Below are 19,094 nucleotides of genomic sequence, written 5' to 3'. Positions count from 1 at the left end.
TAAACGGGAGCCTCTCCGGTAATATGGTTCTAAAATCCCTTTTCGATACGCGAATAAGCAAGCAGCGTAAAAGAATTGATCTGTGCACCGACAAACGGCGAGGTAAAGGCCAGTACAACAAAAATGACGATGATTTTCGGCACAAAAGTCAGTGTCATTTCCTGTATCTGTGTCAAAGCCTGAAACAGCGCAATACCGATGCCCGCAAGCATGGCTGCAAGGACGGCCGGGCCGCTGGCCATAAGCACGGTCCAAACCGCCGAATTGACGATATCGAGCGCATCAGCTTCGTTCAAAACCGTTTTCCTTAGCTGATCTTGACGCCTTGGCCGATCAGCATCGTCTTGCCGTCTTCCAGTTCGGCGAGCATGCCCGACGACTGAATGGTCACGGATTTGACGACGCCGGAAACTGTGCCGTCAGCACTTGTCAATGTGCGGCCAATCCAGCCTTCCGCCTGCGAGAGAGATGAATTGGCAATCAGCGTTTCAAGCTTGCTGTTCATCTGCACGGACTGCTCCACATTGGAGAAGGTGGCAAGCTGGGAAACATATTGCGTCGCATCCATTGGCTGCGTCGGATCCTGATTCTGCATCTGCGTAACCAGAAGTTTCAGAAAGGAATTGTAATCCACACTGGCCTTGGCAGCAGCATTGCTGCTCGATGAATTGGCTGTGTTGTTCGTCGTATTATTCGCACCGACTGTCGATGTGGTGGTCATAGACTTGCCTCCGTAGACTTTTCGGTTTGTTTGGCAGGCGCCACCGGGACAGTTTCACCCATCAGCTCCACCTCGCGCTGATATTGCGCGCGGATTGTCTTCAATGCTTCAAAAACACGTCCATTATGCACCAGCTCATCAACAAGTTTGAGTGCATTGAGGATTTCCGCGTCCCTGAATGCCACAAACATGCCTTTCAGCATCTGCGCAAATGTATTGCAGGCCTGCTCTTTCAGAGCCGGTTCGATCAAGATCATCTGTGCGGCAAAATAGAGCTGACGCAGCGGCGTCGTTGTCTCATCGGGTTGCAGAACATGGTTTTCCAGCAGAAAGGTCGCGTCGTTCAACAGCTCGAGCGACACTTTCCGGTCGGATTTCAGCACCGCACCATTAATGTAGATTTTCTCGCCGGCCCGCAGCGAAAGACGAATTGCCGACTTGCCATTATTGGTCGTCATATCACAGACCATCCCGGATGGATTCGGTGATTTCGATCAAGGTATCGTAATCACTGCTTTCGCCCTGCCGAATAAGTTCCATTTCTTTGAGGATGAATATCCCTACTGAAATGATGGCCGCCTTGAGCTCCTTAGGGAGTACATTCTCGTCTGACCCTAAATCGTCAATGATCGTGGTCCAGAGTTTGGTGGTGAAGTAGGCAGCATCGATGCCTTCGCGCGATCCGGCCCCGTTGGCCTTGGCAGCGGCAAGCATCTCGATCGAACGGTCAAAAAGCATTCGCTCCCGTTCCTTGGCGCTCGCCATATCATCATTCATGACGTCTTCGTAGCGCAGCTGGTACATGTAGTCTCCGTTCTCCGGCATCACACATACAGGCCGCCTCATGCTGCCCGGTGTGTGATGTTCAACTTCGGGGCGGATAGGCGCCCCATAACATCGCCCAAAAATCAAAATCGATTTTTGGAAAGCACGATGCGTCGATTCAATAGTTTAGAGCGTTATTTGTGCGCCTATAAGGGCGCACGGCGCTCTAATAGTTCAACTATTTCAAATAGTTCAGCAGGCTCATATTCTGCAGCTGAACTGTCAATGCATAGGATGTCTCGATCTGTGTCATCAATGCATTTACGCGTGTTGCAGCCTCGTAGGGGTCGACTTCCTCAAGATTAAGAACCGATTGATTGAGAATCTTCTGCTGGGATGCGATGCGTGTTGTGGCTGCATTCGTACGCTGCTGCGCAAGACCAAGCGTCGTTTGTTCTGAGGTCATCGCTGTGACCCCCTGCGTCGTTGTCTGCATAGCCTGAGTGGAGAGCGCCTGAAACGCAGAATTGTTCAAACCGATGGTCGCAAATTCTGAAACCATCACCGCCGACATGATTGTCTTGCGGAAGCCGTCCGAATTGGCCGAAATCGATGTTGAGGCCGTTTCACTTGGTGAAATACGGCTCTTGATAACCGTGTCGGACGCGTTCGACCAATTGGCATCCCAGTTGGCATCATTGAACTGTTCAGCAAAATCGCCTTCCAGAAAGGCTTTCATTTCGTCGCCAGTAATGTTGGCAACTTGCGGATCGCTTATGCTGAAACCGAAATGATCTTCAAATGCCTGGCGCACCGCAGTCTGGGCAGCGCTGCCTTCGGTATAGTCGGTAATCGGCTTCACATCGGTGTTCACGCCAGAGAAAATATACTCACCGTTATAGCTCGTATTGAGCAGGCCAGTGGTAGAATCGAGCAAGGACTTTGCAGTTTTCGCCGCTATTTCCGCACTTTCGACGCTACTGTTCGCTCCTGTTAGATCGCCGAGAAAATCCTGCGTGTTTTCGATAATGGTCGTGGTTGTACTCTGCGTCGTCGTCATCCGCTGCTGCAGCAGTTTGTTCATATCGGTCAGAACAGACAGACGATCGTATTCCTTGCGCAAGGATATAGTCTGGCCAGACTTGGAACCGAGCGACAGGCCGACATCGAACACCATGCCAGTGGTCGCTTCCTGCTGGGCTTTCCCAAGCTCAGCCTTGGTCTTTGCCACGAGGACCTTGAGAGCTGAAGCTGCACCATAAGTGGAAATCGATTGCGCTTTCATAAGCCTCACACTGCGTTGAGAAGATCGTCGAGCATGGAGTTGACCGTCGTCAACACCCGGCTCGAGGCCTGATAGGAATGTTCAAGATCAAGAAGCAGCGCCATTTCAGTGTTTATATCGACACCATTGGCATTGGAAAGCGCCTGATCGGCCTGCACTGCGACTGTCTGGTTATAGGAGAAATTGGTATTAGCCGTTTTCCGCTTGCCTTCCAGCCAACTGATCGACGACGTGCTGTAATCAATAAGGCTCGCGCTGGAGCTGAGCCCTGCAGACGACGCAAAAATCGCTGGCTCCGCGAAAGCTTCATTCAACGCGCGCAAACGATCACTAAAGCCAGCCGCACCCGTCGTATTGTATTTGTAATTGGCACCGTTCGCCCCGCCGTCACGCAAGAGAAGCGAGCTGCCACCTTCTGATGCAACAAATGCGGATGACACCTTGATCGTGCCTGCAAGGCCGGAAGTAACGCCTGTACCCGGGACAGCTGGCGATCCAGTCCAGCTGAACAAACCAGTCTGACTTGGGCCCGCGCCCGTCTGATCGGTTTCCGCGAACATCGACACCAGGCCGCGTGCAATCTCATCAAGCTGCATCTGATATTGCGGTGCAATCTGATCGCGCAACTGCAGAAGCCCGCTCAGACGGCCCGTACCATAAGGCTGATCGAATGTATCGTGCGTCAATGGCACACCGTCAACCAGAACGGCGTTGCCTGCCGCACCCGCAGCCAGACCGCCGGAGGATTCGAAGCTGATCTTGCGAGCGGTGGTCTCAAACAGCGTTACGCCATTTTCTGCGAAAATGACCATGTCATTGTCGCCGCGCACCATGGTCGTGATGCCCAGTTCGCCTGAAAGCTGCTTCAGCAGTGAATCGCGTTGATCAAGAAAATCAGATACATCGTTGCCGGCGCGGGTGCCGCTGACGATCTGCTGGTTCACCTTCTCGAACTTTGCCAACACGTCGTTGATATTGGCGACTGAATCCGCGATTTCATTATCCGCATCGGTGCGCAGAGATTGGATCTGCTTCGTGCCTTCGTTGAGTGCATCGGCCAGCGACTGTGCGGTTGAAACAACGCTATCGCCAAGCGCCGAATTGGAGGGCGAGGCAGCAAAGGTCTGGAGCGCATCGCGCAAATCGCCGATCAAGGCTGAAGGCGAACCTGAAAAATTATCCGCAGAATAAAGCGACGAAAGGCGGTCAAGCCCGCCTGCAAGAATAGAAGAAGAGGATGCCGTGCTGTTCGACTGAATAAAGCGGTTGAACAACGCCTCATCAGCAGACCGGCTGATATTCACATAAAGCGAGCCATACGGCCCGGAAGCCAGCGACGCAGTGCGGCGTGAATAATCGGGGTCATTGACTCCCGCAATATTGCGAGAGACGACTGACGTCTGCTTGGACGTTGCCGCAAGCGAACTTTTGGCCGTCAGAAGAGCAGAACTAAGCGACATCTTATCCCCATCCTACGTCGAACTATTTTTGTTGCAAAAACAGTCCAGTTTTAAAATTGCCGTTCCGGAGAGATTGATCAACCTCCCCGGAACGGCTTCAATTTATCTCTTCAGGTTGACCAGAACATCCATCAGTTCGGAACCAGTCTGGAAAACCTTCGAATTGGCGGTGTAGCTGCGCTGAGCTTCGATCATATCCGTAAGCTCCTGTGCGATATCGGCATTGGACTCTTCAAGCGCACCAGCCGAAACCTTACCCATGCCGCCGCTTTCTGGAAAACCGAGCTGGATATTGCCGGAGTCTGCACTTGGCGAGAATACGTTGCCGCTGATGACCGACATGCGATCAGGGCTCGCGACGGTGCCCAGCGGAATGCGGTAAAGCAGCTTCTGCGAACCATTCTCGTAGAGCGCGACAACCGAACCGTCTTTGCCGATATCAACACCCTTGATCGACGAAGGCGCTTGACCGTTAATGACAGCTTCCGAAATCGTGTATTCTTTAGCAAGCTGCTTGGATGAACCCAGGTTCAAATTGAGCGTCTGGCCATTATAGCCTGCAAGATCGACCGCAACATTACCGCCAGAAAGCAAGGAACCGTTCGTGCCGTCGAAATTCAGCGTGGTTGTACCAACTTCAACACCATCGGCAGCGTTCTTGACCGAAACATCCCAAGTATTGTCACCGGTCTTGGTGAAATAGACATCAAGCGTGATTTTGCCGCCAAGATTGTCGTAAGCGATCAACGATGTCTTGTGATTGTAGTCGCCGGCCGTCGCAGGGACCGTGTCTGTCGATGGCAGATTAACCGTGAAGTCACCCGACGTACTTGGCGTAGCAACCAGATCGGACTGCGAAATATTCACGCGCTGCAGACCGTCGAAGCCGTTTGCAACATTATTCACATTGCCGTTGGTATCGGCTGGATACCCCATCAGATAGTAACCAGCCGTATTGACGAGATTGCCGAACTGGTCTGGCACAAAAGAACCCGCACGGGTGAGATAAGGCGTGCCATCAGCATTGCTGACAACGAAATAACCATTGCCGTCGATGGCAAGATCAGTAGCGGACGACGTCGAGCGGATACCGCCCTGATCCGAAATCCCGTAGCGGATATTGGTCGCGACGCTACCGGAGTTATATTGGCCTGCGGTGCTTGGCAGAACGAGCGACGAGAACTGCGCATCGGCGCGCTTATAGCCGACCGTACTTGCATTCGCGATGTTATCCGCGACTGCCGACAAGCGATTTGCCTGCGCGTTCATACCCGAAACGCCGGTCCGCATCATACCGTAGAGGCTCATTGGCAACTCCTGAGAATTTGAGAATCCGCAGATAAGCTATCGGGCCACGCTTGCGTGAAACTGTAGCCTTTAGGATTTTTACGCTTTTACTGAGGACTCAATCAGTTTCAGGGGGCACCCGGAAGAGACTACCTTTAAAACCGTGAATTACTGGATTTGAGCATTTGAAAGCTCAATAGACAGGATACGAATCTTATTCGATATTGATTGAGTATCCAAGAAAGCGTTTTGAATCAACAGGATCGAAACCAAGCTTTTCACGTAATTTTTTGCGGAGCTTGCTGATATGGCTTTCGACCACATTCTCTTCAACTTCACTATCGAAAATGCCGTAAATCGCACTGAAAATCTGCGCCTTGTTGAGGCGGCGACCGCGGTTTGCGATCAGATATTCAAGGATGCGGCGCTCGCGACGCGGCAGCGGAAAATCCACACCATTTATCTGCGGATCTCGACCATCGGAGAAAACGCGGATCGGCCCAAGCTCAGTCCCGTCATTGCCAGATGAGTCAGACGCGCCTGTACGGCGACGAATTGCATTGATGCGAGCAAGGATTTCCCGGACGTGAACCGGCTTGCGGACCACATCATCAACTCCGGATTGAAAAAGCTCCAGAGTGTGCTCCAGCGACGGCCTGTCATTCACGGCAATGACCGGCGCCTTGCAACGTTCACGAATTCGGGCTGGAAGTCCATTCTGCGCTTCACATTCACCGATCAGGAAGGCTTCAACTGCCATAATATCCTGATGGGGAACGCTCTCGACCCACTCATTGAAATCATCTGGTGTAAAGCCGGTTGTCGTGATGCCTTCTCGACTGAACCAAGAGGAGTACCCCTCAGTCACAATATTCCGCTCATCTACGACTACGATCATCGGCCCGCCTTCCGAATCAATATGTTAACCCAAGCAAGACAGAAGTAACGGGCCGGAGGAGTCGGCGGCAATGACAAAAAGTTGCCCGCAATATATTGGGGTATAATTTAGTGATATCTAATTTAATAGGAATCGCGATGATTGCATCTCCGACCCACTCTTCATCTGAAAATCCTAACGATCAATTAATATGCTCACGAAGTTTTACGATTCTTTACAAGCACTTAAAATTTTGCCTTCTAAGATATCTTATCCAAATATAAGCAATCTAAGATTGAGGCCTGAAAACCGCGTGTATAGGGAATCTCGCTACAACCAAAATCTTTTCTGGATTCACAATCAGCCAGCGCAAAAGCTTTTTGCCTGCGCCGTCCAATTTCCAAAGCCTGTAGCGATCATATTTTTCATCACGCGACACACATATTGTTTCTGTGCAGGATCATTATTCGGACCCGCATGATAGCGTGCCACTGCCATTGTCCAGTTGCCTTCGCGCGCACGCAGACGCTTCAGGAAGCGTGCAGCATAATCAACATTGAAGCTTGGTTGCAGCATCGCGCCAACCGATGGAAATTCGCGCGAATGATAATAGTGATTGATCTGCATACAGCCCAGATCGATCAGTTTTGCACCTTCGGCGTGTACTTGGTTGAAACGCCTTAATGCCGCAGCCTGAGACGGGAAAAATTCTGCTCTTCCCTCAATGTTCATTGCATAGGGCTGAAGCGAGTTTTTGCGCCCGGTTTCGGTTAAACCAACGGCATAGAGAATACCGAGTGGCACATCATAACGGGCGGACGCTCGGTGCATTTCCCGTTCGCAAATATTCTCTGCTTTAGCTGTTTCTAAACTAGACGACCAGGCCGCGATTACGACCGCCAAAACCGACAGAAACTTCCTGCTCGCTGGCTTCTGCGGAAACACGGGCGCCCATTTGGTTGCGCTCTGCCTGACCAGTTTCGCCATTACGTCTGCCCTCTCCGCCCATAAAATGCGCTTGCGCATTGCCGCGACCATCCGAGCCATTTTGCATGTCCAAGGTTTGCTGGCCTTGCTGTTGAGAACTTGCCTGTTGTTGTCCCGCACTCTGGCTTGCGGAGCTGTGTTGAACTGCGTTTACAGCTCCTCGTTCGGTAACCGTGACAGAGATTTTCGCATCATCTGCGATCCCTGCAGCTTTGAGTGCCTTTTCAATCATTGAACGATCTGCTGCCAGCGCCTCCGCCCCATGGGCTTTCTCAGCGACAAGATGAACTTCAACATTATTATCAGCGACCAGACGAATACGTGCAGTCACGGCGCCGAGCTCCACGGGATCAAGCCTGATCTGCAACGTCTTCACCGCTCCGAAGCTGCGTTCCGATACCAGCTGGATGTCTGCTATGCGCGTTGCTGCCGTTGAAGCCGTTGGCACGGGAGACTTAACATCAACGACAGATGGCGACTTCCCGGCCTGCTGTTGCGGTTGCACACTGGAACGATCTGGTTCTGCAGCATTGCTCGACTGAGCCGAATGCTCTGGCTTGGGTAATGTGGACGAAGCCTCTTCTGGGCCATCAGCCTGCTTAGCTGCTGTTGCAGCAGGCTGATTGTGACTGACGACATTGTCAGCCTTTGCAGCATTCTTGGGATCAACAGAAGCCGGGTTCTTCTTGCTTGCCTCAACGCTGTCCTTCTGATCCTTCTTTGGCTGATCCTTCTTTGACAGCGCTTCAGGCATTGGCATATCCGATAGGTTAGCGCCGGTCATCTCCGGATCAGCCTCCGTCACATCTGCCAGTGCCGACACATTTGTATCAGGCTTGACCGTGTGATTAGCTGCTGCGGCTTGGCCATCTCCTGTCGAGGCGGTCAGCCCTGCGGCCAAAACAAGCAAATTCTGCGATGCACCATAGACCGGAGATTGCGCTGGCGCTTCGCGTTCCGTCTGATCGCTATCATCCGACTGCGTATCTTCGTCCTTCGGTTCACCATCCGGCGACAACTTGTTCTGAGGCTTTTCGAGAAGCGCACCAAACAAGTTTGCAGGTTCGGATTGCTCTTGGTTTTCACCGTTCACTTTCGCCACAGCGCCCTGTTGCCCACCTGTGCCCTTGACAAGGGAAACCAGTCTTCCAGCCGTATTGAGCAAAGCATCTACGCTCATTGAATGGTCTTTCCTAGCAAAGCGTCAATTTCTGCAAGTTTTCGCCGCGCGTCATCCATGGTCTTCTGCAAATCGTCTTCGGGCTTTACGGCCTGGGACGGCTTCCAGCCAACCGTTGGCGCAGCTTCCTGAGCCGCAGCTGGTGCTGGCGCTTCCTTAGGATCTGCAATTGGCATTGTGGGTATGTCTGTCTCAGTTTTGACCGGCTTTGCCTTATCCGCCGTACTGGTTGACGTACGCGTTACAACGGCGCCGACGGTCTCTGCCGCCTGCAAAAGCTGTCTGTCACGTTCCTGCAGTCTATCCGGTGAAATTTGCGACAATTCCCGCAAAGCATTTCCGGCGGAATCTGATGCAACATCGCTTGCCGCCGCATAGAGATTGGCGCGACTTGGATCCGTCTTCAGATGATCGGCAAGTTTACGCGCCTCTCCCGACATGAAACGGGCCCGTTCCGTCTGACCGTTCACCAAGGCACCGCGCGCAATCTGCAAATACAACGAATACTGCATGACGGGATCGGCCGTACCGATCAGCTTGGCCAGATCGGCATTGCCGATGCGGTCGTTGAGCTTCAGCGCTGCATCCACGAACTGCTTCATGAAATCGCGCATATAAGGCGAGCGCGGGAAGCGCTGAAGATAATTGCGCGACAACATACGGATCTTGCCCGCATCGCCGAGCTTGGCAGCAATCGGCATCGAACGGCGGATAGCCGCTTCTTCAAAAAGCGTTCCCGGACTGTCGAGGCGCACCTGATCGAGACGCAGAAGTGCTGTCGCCGGGTCAAAAGTCGTCATCTGGCTGGCAGTGACCAGCACAATGGATGATCGCAGCTCTGCAGGCAGCTGCTGCGACAGCGGAACTGAAAACAGCTTCACCACCTCAATGTCCTGACCCGAAGCATAAGCCAATGCGCCTTTGACCAGCTCTTGTGGCACTGTCTCGCCATCCAGACCAGTCAGCACCTTGCGTACAGCTTCCGGATTACCGCCATTGAAGAGGTAGATAATCGCCGCGTAGATATTCTCAGGCTTTTCCCAGAGCTCCTTAGGGGCGCGCTCCATGTCGGCGCTCACAAAAGCCAGTAGCCTATTGAGCATGACAACGGCTTCAGGCTTTCCCGAGACCAATCGATCCTGCAACATACGCAGCGAGCGAACGAGCTTGTAAGGCTCTAAAACTGGCAGGCTGCGTGGCTCTTCAGCCACTGGTGTCTGAGCATGGGAAACCGCTCCCCCGCTTGCTAGCGGCAGGCTCGCAACAAGTGCCAGCAAAGAGCGCGTTACCAGTTTCTTCATGGGTTGGACTTGAGGAAGATGTCGATGCGACGGTTTTCAGCGGCGTTCGGATCGGTGGCATTTTTGGGCTGACGGTCTGAATAACCTTCAACACGCAACACACGCTTTTCATCCAGGCCGCCACGCACAAGCATGTAATAGGCCATTTGCGCCCGTGCCGAAGACAGACGCCAGTTATCATAGGTCGCGTTCTTGAAAGGGCGCGCATCGGTGTGACCGCTGATGATGACTTCGCCCGGCTGCCGCGAGATGACTTGCGCGATGCGTTCAAGCATCTGCACAACACGCGCATCCGGCTTGGCGGAGCCAATCGTGAACATACCGAAATCGACCTTGTCGGTCAGCTGGATCATGACGCCGCCATCGACAGGAACAACCGTTACATCCGGCATAGGCTCAGCTTTCGCGGCCTCTCCTCCATCTGACTGATTCCCTCCGCCTGCAGCCTTCTTCAGATCTGCAATAAGCTGCTCCTGACTTTCAGCTGGCTTTTCAACGTCTTCCTGCTTGGTCTCGGTCTTCGCGTCAGCAGTCTGCTCCGGCGGTGTTGCAGGTGCGGCTTCCGGCTGCGTCAGTGCTTCTGCAGCCTTGCTCGACCAATAATCCGGGCTGAATGGATCGCGATATGCGTCACCACCATCGGCGCCAGTTTGCGTGCCAGCCTGAGAATTGCCGCCATCGCCTTTCGCGGACTGGTTTTGCAAGACGCCCGTCTCATGCGCAAGTTCGGACAAGACCGCATAAGGCTCACGGAACATGCGGCTTTCTTCCTGCTCAATCGGCGGAGTGATTGCGCTATCGTTGATGACCTTGGTGCTGTTTTCTATCTGTTTGTCGCTCTCGTAGCGAACTTTGCCGCCTCGCTCGTCAATATCCTCTACGCCCTTGGGGTTTGAATGACGGTCCATCAATTTGACAGGATTGAAGTAACTAGCAACAGCAGCTTTGGTTTCGTCATTTGCAGCATTGATAAGCCACATAACGAGAAAGAATGCCATCATTGCTGTCATGAAGTCGGCATAAGCGATCTTCCAGACGCCACCATGATGGCCGTCATGATCATCGTGCTTGCCGCGACGAACGATAATGATTTCGCGTTTGGTTTCCGGATCGATACTCATCTGGCAGCAGCCCTTAATTCTTCCAGAACCGGCGCAACACGCGTTTCAAGCACGCGCTCACCAAAGGAAAACGAGAGTTCACCGGATGCGGTCTCTGTGAACCGGCATCCAGCTGGAAGGAGATCGGCATGTTCCCGCAATGGCTCAAGAAGATGCAGCGGTCCTGCGATTTCCGGTGCCTCTCCTTCAAGAGCAAGCGTGCTGATACGTTGCGCGAAAGCTGAAACGGCATCACGCTCCAGTCTGGTTGTGAGAAGCGGGACCAGAACATCGGCAATCTGTGCAGAAAGATTCTGTTCCAGCCCACTCAAAGCCTCTGTCAGCGCACCTGCCAGTAAAATTGCCTGCTCGCGGGAGAAGCTGGCGCGCAATGCCTCGATTTCGGCTTCATGTTCACGTGAAAGCCTTGCTTTCTCGGCCTCATATAAAGCCTCAGCCTCCCTGTGACCGTCTTCGCGACCGGCCTCGAATGCGCCTCGTTTCTCTTCCTCAACAGCAATGGCGTGCGCAACTTCCGCCTGTTCTGCAAATGCTGCTTTTTCTGCCGCCGACGCCTCTGACACATCTGCCCGCTTGGCGTGCTCTGCAAGCGGCATGGGATGCGCGCGCGCCGCAATAATCTCAACCGCATCGTCAGCAATCGGATGCGTTGAAAAATCAGGAAGATAGCGGCTGAGGGCGAGCGTGCTCATAATCAGGCTGCCTCAAGCTCCGGCATGACAGACCGCTGTGCCGATGCGGATTCCTGCTTGATGGCGGTTTCATGAATCCATTGTTTGAGAACCGCAGCCACACGCTCCTCGTCCATCTCGATCATCTGTTCGAGACGCAGCTTGGCAGGCATACGCATACGCTGGCGCAAGTCGCTCAGGCTTGTCTTCATCTGGTCAGCATAGGCCTCCGGTCCACCGATCACCGCCTTGGCACCTTCACCTGCAATAGCCTGCTGTTTATCGCCAACAAAGTTTGGCGTGCCAGCTTCACCAGCCTCACGCAGAGCAACTTCAGTTCCCGCCGGTTTGGCATTCTGGTCGCGCAGGAGCGGACGCACGCCGAACCAGATCAGGAGAGCAACAGCACCGAGAATCGCCAGCGCATTGACGTAAGAACCACTCTGGCGCATCAGCTGCTCAGACCAAGGTGTGGAAACCGGGTCCAAATCTGCGCCCGCAGGGTTGAGGAAATTGACGGCAGTCACGTTGATTACATCGCCGCGATCAGCGTTAAGACCTGCGGCGGTTGCAACGAGATCCCGGATCTTCAGGATCTGCTGGTCAACGAAATCGGCGGGCGGCGGGGTCGTACCGGCTGTTTCAAGCAAACGTGCCTGATCAATAACCACAGCAATAGACAGGCGCTTGATGGCATAGCCATCGCTGACTGTGGACACTGTCTTGGTGTTCATTTCGTAGTTGGTCAGCTCTTCACGACGGTCAGTCTTTTCCGTAGAGCTTTCGCCATTGCGGTTCTGGATTTCTTCCCGCGGAATATTCTGCTCGACACCCGTCGCGTTATCATTGCGAGCATTGCGGGAATCGCCGCTTTCACGAACAACCCGAACGGACCGTTCAACGCGCGATTCAGGATCAAAGCTTGTCTCATTGGTCTGGCGACGGTCTGTATCGAGCGAAGCCTGAACACTGCTCTGAAAATGACCAATACCAAGATATGGAGCGAGCGCCTTGCGGATACTTTCATCCACATTCGTAGCCACTTGCTGCTCAAGCGATGCGGTCATAAGCGCAGCGCCATTGGCGGCTTCACCAGCGGACGCCAAAAGACGTCCATTTGTATCAAGAACGGTCACCGATGATGCATCGAGCGAAGGCACTGCGGCCGCAACCAGCTGACGGATCGATTGAGCAGATTCAGCAGCAAAGCCACCCTCGGCGCGAATGACGACGGAAGCCGACGGCTTTTGATCGCCGCGACGGAACGAGCCTTTTTCTGCCAGAACGATGTGAACGCGTGCTGCCTTCACGCCGCGAATTGCCTGAATGGTGCGGGCGATTTCGCCTTCAAGCGCGCGAACGTGAGTGATTTCCTGCATGAATGATGTCAGGCCGAGCGATCCCATATTGTCGAACAGCTCGTAACCGGCATTATTCGAGGTCGGCAATCCTTTTTCTGCCAGGTACATGCGTGCCTGCTCGGCCTTGCCGATAGGAACAAGAATCGACGAACCGTCGGATTTAACGTCGAAAGCAATGCCGGCTTCGCCAAGTGCGAGACCCATGCGGTTTACGTCATCGCGTGAAAGGCCGACATAGAGCGTCTCATAGGAGGGGCGGCTCAGATAAACGCTTGTGTAGAGGATGGCGCCCATCAATGCTGCTCCCACAAGTCCGAGCGCTATAAGTTTTCGCGCGCCAAGCTTGCCGAGCGTTGCCTTAAGCTGTTCGAGTAATTGCTGGAAATTCTGCTGCATCAATACCACCGCCATCCTGATGCGACCAAAATAGATCGCGAAGCTTGCGCGAAAGTGTCGGCTTGGATGATGAGGCTAATTTAGAAAGAAGAAGGGCGCGGAATGAATCCCGCGCCCTTCAATATAAGCTGTATCAGCTAAGTTATTAGCCGCGGAACAGCGACAGGATCGACTGGCTCGACGAGTTAGCGATCGAAAGAGCCTGAACGCCCAGCTGCTGCTGAACCTGCAGAGCCGACAGACGAGCCGATTCCTTGTTCATGTCGGCATCAACGAGCGTACCAACGCCCTTTTCAACCGAATCGCTGAGCTTGGAAATGAAGCTCTTCTGGGTGTCGATACGTGCCTTTGCAGCGCCGAGCGAAGCTGCACCTGTGGTGAGCTTGTCGAGAGCAGTTTCGACGGTTTCCAGAGCGGTTTTGATAGCAGCGTCGTCAAGCCTTGCAGTCGCAGGATCGAAGAATGCTGTAGCAACGAGATCGCCAGCGATACCGCCAGTACCGGCTGCATCTGCGAAGACCTGTACGTCAGCGGCAGCAACATCAACAGTGTCGATTGTTACAGTGGTGCCGGTACGGTTGTAAGATGCAACAACTTTAAGGTCCGAAGTAGCAGCAGCATCGTTTACAAGCAGGTTCGAACCAGCGTAGTTCGCGTTGCTTGCCGACGACTTGATCTGCGACTGGATTGCCTTAAGTTCAGTTGCGACCTTCTTCTGGTCTTCCTGGCTGGCACCCTGAGCGCTAACCAGAAGCGCCTTCATCTTGTCAACCTGGTCTTTGATGTCGTTGATTGCAGTGTATGCAGTGTCAACCTTGCCGGCACCGAGGCCGAGAGCGTCCTGGACAGCCGAATTGGCCTTGTTGTCGGACTTCATCGAGGTCGCAATCGACCAATACGATGCGTTGTCAGCAGCTTCACCAATACGCATGCCGGTCGAAATACGGTTTTGCGTGGTTTCCAGCGACTTGTTGGTCGTGGAAAGAGTCTGAAGAGCGGTGAGAGCCGAAGAGTTGGTAAGAATGCTAGCCATTATATTGCCCCTTGGGAAAATAAACTGAGGGACAGGCCGGATTGAATGTTACCGGCATAGGGGAGCGGCATCATGCCTGTCTCCACGAAACGCGTGGAGACCCACTATGAATGTTAGCACTATAACCCAATTGTTAAGAATATATTAATATAATGCGAACGTTTTTAATGAACCACTGTTTGCGGGAATAGCATCTCGTCGGGATGCTTAACAAATTCTTGAAACACAACCGTGAAAGCCTGAAACACTTTTTTGCCCCAGGCATCATTTACGAGAATGATCGTATGAGGCTTCCCACGAGGATGTTCCAACCATCGATCAGCACAAAGAACAATATCTTGAACGGCAAGGATATTACCGTTGGCGGCAGCATCATCATGCCCATCGACATGGTCAGCGTCGCAACCACAAGGTCAATCACCAGAAACGGCAGAACGATCAGAAAGCCGATTTCGAAGCCACGACGCAATTCCGAGATCATGAAGGCTGGCACCAGCACGCGGAAATCGACGATACCATCTTCACCCGTACGAAATGCCGGGTCCGCGAGATCTTCAAACAGACGCAAATCCTTGTCGCGCACTTCGCGCATCATAAATTCACGAAACGGGTTGGAGATTTCGCGGAAAGCCACCTCTTGCGTAATCTCGTTGCGCATCAAGGGCTGCACACCATTGTTCCAGGCGCGATCAAAAACCGGCGCCATGACATAGAATGTCATGAACAATGCCAGCGAAATCATAACCATGCTAGCGGGAGCAGTCTGTAGCCCAAGTCCCGAACGCAAGAGCGAGAACGCAATTGCGAAGCGCGTAAAACTTGTGACCATGATCAACAAGCCAGGCGCCACCGACAGTACCGTCAGAAGCCCGAACAGCTGAACGATCTGCCCGCTCGCAGCCCCGCTTCCCGCAGGCAACAGGTTATCCAGCGACAAAGCCTGCGAATGAGCGGCAGAAATAAATGCCAGCGTCAGCAGGCTTGCAAGGGCGAAAATCTTTTTCATTCTACTACCAGCGTCGAAATGAAAACACGGTCGACCGCGCCCTCCGAACGCATGCGCGCCCTCTCCTCAAGATCGGCACGCAAATATGCCAGCCCTGCAGCACCCTGCAACTGCATGAGATTGACGCTGCGCAGGAAGCTCATGAAATCATCGCCAACACTTGCAGCAACGGCAGCCGGAATTTCATGGCCCGGCTTTGCGACAAGCGACGCCTCAAGCCTGACCCATGTGGTCTGCGGGATGCCAAGATTGGTCACAATCGGCTGCAAAGGGATTATTGTGCCAATTGAGCGCGATTCAAAATCACCCTGTTTTGGCTTATCTTCCTTTGTCGTTGATTTAACAGCGGCTTGCTGATCGGCAGAAATAACGCCCCCCAGATACCATCCGCCACCGCCAGCGATTGCGGTCAGAACTGCAACAGCACCCAATAGACCCGCGATTGAGCCTTTTGCCTTGCCGTCCTTATCGATTGCCGTATCGCTCATACCTGCTCAACTTCAGAACGGAGAAATCTGATCGAGAATCTGCTGGCCATAGGGTGGCTGCTGAATTTCGCTCAAGCGACCACGCCCGCCATAGGAAATGCGTGCTTCGGCGATCTTGTCGTAGGAAATGGTGTTGTTGCCTGAAATGTCGCGCGGACGCACGACACCGACAACGTTAAGCACACGCAGTTCGTTGTTAACGCGCACTTCCTGCGACCCGCGAATAATCATGTTGCCGTTCGGCAGGGTGTCCGTGACAATGGCTGCAACCTGAAGACGGATGTCTTCGCTGCGCTCGATCTTGCCCTTGCCCTTGGACGAGCTGTCGGATCGCGTGTTGACCGACGCGTCCATATTTCCACCGGCAGCTGCGCCCGAAAGGCTGCTGGTGTCAAACGATGCGCCGCCACCGTAAAGACCTTTCGACACACGCTCGCGATCCGTCTTGTTGTCGAGATTGGCCCGATCATTGATCGAGATGATGACCGTCAGAACATCCCCCGGTTCGGCAGCGCGCGGATCTTTGAAGAAGTTCGTCGAACGCTGATCCCAAAGCGAATAGGATGCCTTGCTTGGACGGACGGGATAACCGCTATATTGCGGATTGTTGTTCATGCCGAGATTGGCGGCCACAGGCGACAGATCTGGTGCACGACCGATTTCTTCGGGCTTCGTGGCACAGCCGGCCAGAAGAGCCAGCATCGCAGTTGCAAGGATCGCTTTGTTCATGCTTCTCGTCATCGCACCGTATTCCCAGTTTCAGCCTGAGCGCTCTGAGCCCTGTTGGATTGAGGTGTTGCAGCTGTGCGCTGCGAACCAACAATGACCCGCGCAAGCTTGGCAGCTTTCTCAGGCGGCATTTCATTGAGAATGATACTCGAAACCCGCGGGTTGAGTTTAAGGATCAGAGCGGCTGCCGCTTCATCACCGATAAGCGACATCTGAGCGGCCGCTGCATCTGGTTTCATCTTGGAAATGATATCAACCAGTGAATCCTGCGCCTTGCTGACAAACTCGTCGCGACGTTTCAACCACATCTCATATTCCTTGCGCTTATCTTCCAGCGCACGCATACGAGCTTCCACATCGGCTTTGAGGTCGTTGAGTTGCTTGGTCTGGAGTGCAAAACGCGCATCCGCCGCCTGATCGTCGATATTGCCGCAATACTTACGGATTTCATCGAGATTGCCGACTGGTGTGGAAGTCGCAAGCTGCTGAGCAGCGGTTACAGGCGTTTCTGCCTGTGCAGACGTTGGAGCAGGCGGAAGCGGTTGCTGTGCAAAAACGGGCAAATTTGCCCCAATGAGCAGTGTAATAACCGAACCATAACGGAGGATATGTCTAGCCATGGTCATTGCACCACCAGTTCTGCGTGAAGTGCGCCGGATGTCTTGATGGCTTGCAGAATGGCAATGATACCGTTCGGCTTGACACCAATCTGGTTCAGCCCTTTCACAAGGTTCTCGAGATTAGCTCCCGTCAGGATACCAATCTTGGAATTGGCCTGATTAACGGCGATATCGGTGTTCGGCTCAATTGCGGTCTCGCCATAACTGAACGGATCAGGCTGAACGACCATTGGCGTTTCCGTGACCCTCACCGTCAGGCTGCCATGACTGATCGCCACTTTGGAAATACGTACCTTTTCACCGATAACGACCGTTCCGGTGCGCTCATCCACCACAACACGCGCCACTTCATCGGTCGTGATTGGCAGACCTTCAAGTTCGGCAAGGAAGCGTGCGGCAGGAACATTTTTCGGGCGTTGCAGACGAATGGTCTTGGCATCGCGCGCAATCGCCACCCCACGCCCGTAGCGGCGCTTGGCGAACACATTGATCGTATCGGCAGCACGTACGGCCGTCGTGAAATCTGGATCGCGCAATTCGACAACCATTTCGCTGTCTTTGCCGAAACTACCTGCAACCTCGCGCTCGACCAGCGCGCCATTGGGGATACGGCCCGATGTGGGAACGCCTTGCGTGACGCTTGCGGCTTCACCTTCGGCAGAAAAGCCGGAGACAATCATGTTACCCTGTGCCACCGCATAAATCTGATTATCGGCGCCCATAAGTGGCGTCATGACCAGCGTACCGCCTTGCAGCGACGTCGCATCGCCAAGCGACGAGACAGTCACATCGATACGTGAACCAGTTCCTGCAAATGCGGGCAGATTGGCAGTCACGATAACGGCTGCAGTATTCTTGGAACGAGTCGAATTGCGCGGTGCGCTGATGCCGAGATTATCCAGCATGGCGCGCATCGACTGCTCGGTAAAAGGTGAATTGCGCAGACTGTCGCCGCTGCCCTTAAGACCAATAACAAGGCCGTAGCCGACGAGCTGGTTTTCACGCACGCCCTGAATGGTCGCGATATCTTTAAGACGTGCGACCGCACTGCCCCTGCCGAGCTCGGCATAAGCCATTTTCGACGGATCACCACCAGAGCCAAGCCAGTCAGCGTCCGCCTCGACAGCGGAGCCAAACTCACGCGCGTTCTTGGACGACTCGTCGGCAAAACCGGCAATGGGCTGAAGTGCTAAGGTCAAAAGGGTGATCAGGGCTACGCGCGTTCTTCTCACTGCATCCCCACCTGAATGCGACCATCGGCAAGCACTGTGCCAGACACGATGATACCGCTGTCGATATTGCGAATTTTGATGAAGTCGCCTGCCGCTCCCGATTCAAGCGGTGTACCCATTGCGGTTATAACCAACGTGCCGGACGTGAACACCAGCGGCGCAGGAACGCCACGCTTGACCAGCGATGGCTCGCCAAGTGCGGATACGAGAATAGGCTTACCCGGAAGCAGCGTCTTGCGCGCGACTTTGCCTGCAGCCTGATCCTGCGAAAGGACATATTGGCTTGCGGCAGGTGCACTGATGAAAAACTGCTTTTCGAGTAGTGCCGTATCGCTCACGATCTGCCCGGGATAAACGGTCGCCGAAGGCACGACAAAGGCAATGCGGTCGGCAGCGCTTGCGCCCGTTGCTGCGGTCCCAGTGACTGCGAACAACATAAAGCCGGCAGTGATTGCCAGCCTTGTTTTTCGGGAAATTGCCTTCGTATCACGCATCGCCATCACCGTTGGAGCACATCCCGAAAAGTGGGCACCGGTTTTCGGACCGGGATGTGCGTAAAACAAAAAAGAAAGCA

20 protein-coding genes and 1 pseudogene are annotated in these 19,094 nt (G+C 53.7%); all 21 read right to left on the bottom strand.

Going from position 1 to position 19,094, the window contains the following annotated elements; translation table 11 throughout:
* Window positions 1-29: 29 nt before the first annotated feature.
* Window positions 30-296 carry a flagellar biosynthesis protein FliQ gene (gene fliQ / locus CEV33_RS13830; RefSeq protein WP_094541028.1) on the bottom strand — a complete coding sequence of 89 codons (267 nt, stop codon included), beginning with the start codon at window positions 294-296 and terminating at the stop codon, window positions 30-32.
* An 11-nt stretch (window positions 297-307) separates the two neighbouring features.
* Window positions 308-721 carry a flagellar hook assembly protein FlgD gene (gene flgD / locus CEV33_RS13825; protein ID WP_094541027.1) on the bottom strand — a complete coding sequence of 138 codons (414 nt, stop codon included), beginning with the start codon at window positions 719-721 and terminating at the stop codon, window positions 308-310.
* A complete protein-coding gene (flbT, locus tag CEV33_RS13820; protein ID WP_094541026.1) occupies window positions 718-1,179 on the bottom strand; it encodes a flagellar biosynthesis repressor FlbT in 462 nt (153 codons plus the stop codon). Before flbT ends, flgD begins: the two co-directional genes overlap by 4 nt.
* Before the next feature lies 1 nt (window position 1,180).
* Complete coding sequence (flaF, locus tag CEV33_RS13815) at window positions 1,181-1,525, bottom strand: flagellar biosynthesis regulator FlaF (RefSeq protein WP_094541025.1); 345 nt, start codon at window positions 1,523-1,525, stop codon at window positions 1,181-1,183.
* 199 nt (window positions 1,526-1,724) lie between these two features.
* The gene (locus CEV33_RS13810) at window positions 1,725-2,771 is read right to left on the bottom strand and encodes a flagellar hook-associated family protein (RefSeq protein ID WP_094541024.1); all 1,047 of its coding nucleotides are present in this window, start codon (window positions 2,769-2,771) and stop codon (window positions 1,725-1,727) included.
* Between the two features lie 5 nt (window positions 2,772-2,776).
* Window positions 2,777-4,231: a flagellar hook-associated protein FlgK gene (flgK, locus tag CEV33_RS13805; protein WP_094541023.1), complete on the bottom strand. Its 1,455-nt coding sequence runs from the start codon at window positions 4,229-4,231 to the stop codon at window positions 2,777-2,779.
* Window positions 4,232-4,333: 102 nt separating this feature from the next.
* On the bottom strand, window positions 4,334-5,539 hold the full coding sequence (locus tag CEV33_RS13800; protein WP_094541022.1) for a flagellar hook protein FlgE: 1,206 nt from the start codon (window positions 5,537-5,539) through the stop codon (window positions 4,334-4,336).
* Window positions 5,540-5,732: 193 nt separating this feature from the next.
* Window positions 5,733-6,416 (bottom strand): flagellar transcriptional regulator FtcR, encoded by a 684-nt coding sequence (ftcR, locus tag CEV33_RS13795; RefSeq protein WP_094541021.1) that lies wholly within the window; start codon window positions 6,414-6,416, stop codon window positions 5,733-5,735.
* Window positions 6,417-6,755: 339 nt separating this feature from the next.
* Window positions 6,756-7,382 (bottom strand): transglycosylase SLT domain-containing protein, encoded by a 627-nt coding sequence (locus CEV33_RS13790; RefSeq protein ID WP_328588567.1) that lies wholly within the window; start codon window positions 7,380-7,382, stop codon window positions 6,756-6,758.
* The gene (locus CEV33_RS13785) at window positions 7,267-8,562 is read right to left on the bottom strand and encodes a flagellar hook-length control protein FliK (RefSeq protein WP_235818426.1); all 1,296 of its coding nucleotides are present in this window, start codon (window positions 8,560-8,562) and stop codon (window positions 7,267-7,269) included. The genes CEV33_RS13790 and CEV33_RS13785 overlap by 116 nt, the downstream gene beginning before the upstream one ends.
* A gap of 229 nt (window positions 8,563-8,791) precedes the next feature.
* Window positions 8,792-9,863 (bottom strand): annotated as a pseudogene (locus tag CEV33_RS13780) (chemotaxis protein); the annotation flags it as partial.
* Complete coding sequence (locus CEV33_RS13775) at window positions 9,860-10,984, bottom strand: flagellar motor protein MotB (RefSeq protein ID WP_094541019.1); 1,125 nt, start codon at window positions 10,982-10,984, stop codon at window positions 9,860-9,862. The gene CEV33_RS13775 and the pseudogene CEV33_RS13780, both read right to left, overlap by 4 nt.
* Entirely contained in the window at window positions 10,981-11,676 is a 696-nt protein-coding gene (locus CEV33_RS13770; RefSeq protein WP_094541018.1) for a hypothetical protein, read from the bottom strand. The genes CEV33_RS13775 and CEV33_RS13770 overlap by 4 nt, the downstream gene beginning before the upstream one ends.
* A gap of 2 nt (window positions 11,677-11,678) precedes the next feature.
* Window positions 11,679-13,427 (bottom strand): flagellar basal-body MS-ring/collar protein FliF, encoded by a 1,749-nt coding sequence (gene fliF / locus CEV33_RS13765; RefSeq protein ID WP_094541017.1) that lies wholly within the window; start codon window positions 13,425-13,427, stop codon window positions 11,679-11,681.
* Window positions 13,428-13,557: 130 nt separating this feature from the next.
* Window positions 13,558-14,445, bottom strand: a complete 888-nt coding sequence (locus CEV33_RS13760; protein WP_094541016.1) for a flagellin N-terminal helical domain-containing protein — start codon at window positions 14,443-14,445, stop codon at window positions 13,558-13,560.
* Between the two features lie 268 nt (window positions 14,446-14,713).
* Window positions 14,714-15,451 carry a flagellar type III secretion system pore protein FliP gene (fliP, locus tag CEV33_RS13755; RefSeq protein ID WP_094541015.1) on the bottom strand — a complete coding sequence of 246 codons (738 nt, stop codon included), beginning with the start codon at window positions 15,449-15,451 and terminating at the stop codon, window positions 14,714-14,716.
* Window positions 15,448-15,939 (bottom strand): flagellar basal body-associated FliL family protein, encoded by a 492-nt coding sequence (locus CEV33_RS13750; RefSeq protein WP_094541014.1) that lies wholly within the window; start codon window positions 15,937-15,939, stop codon window positions 15,448-15,450. Before CEV33_RS13750 ends, fliP begins: the two co-directional genes overlap by 4 nt.
* A gap of 12 nt (window positions 15,940-15,951) precedes the next feature.
* Window positions 15,952-16,680, bottom strand: a complete 729-nt coding sequence (gene flgH, locus CEV33_RS13745) for a flagellar basal body L-ring protein FlgH (RefSeq protein WP_094541013.1) — start codon at window positions 16,678-16,680, stop codon at window positions 15,952-15,954.
* Entirely contained in the window at window positions 16,677-17,294 is a 618-nt protein-coding gene (locus tag CEV33_RS13740; RefSeq protein WP_094541012.1) for a MotE family protein, read from the bottom strand. The genes flgH and CEV33_RS13740 overlap by 4 nt, the downstream gene beginning before the upstream one ends.
* Window positions 17,291-18,622 (bottom strand): flagellar basal body P-ring protein FlgI, encoded by a 1,332-nt coding sequence (locus tag CEV33_RS13735; protein ID WP_374818404.1) that lies wholly within the window; start codon window positions 18,620-18,622, stop codon window positions 17,291-17,293. The genes CEV33_RS13740 and CEV33_RS13735 overlap by 4 nt, the downstream gene beginning before the upstream one ends.
* Window positions 18,517-19,014: a flagellar basal body P-ring formation chaperone FlgA gene (gene flgA / locus CEV33_RS13730; RefSeq protein WP_167388164.1), complete on the bottom strand. Its 498-nt coding sequence runs from the start codon at window positions 19,012-19,014 to the stop codon at window positions 18,517-18,519. Before flgA ends, CEV33_RS13735 begins: the two co-directional genes overlap by 106 nt.
* Window positions 19,015-19,094 lie beyond the last annotated feature (80 nt).

The sequence above is a fragment of the Brucella grignonensis genome (genome assembly GCF_002252505.1).
Classification (GTDB): domain Bacteria; phylum Pseudomonadota; class Alphaproteobacteria; order Rhizobiales; family Rhizobiaceae; genus Brucella; species Brucella grignonensis.
This window is presented reverse-complemented; position numbering and strand designations above follow the sequence as displayed.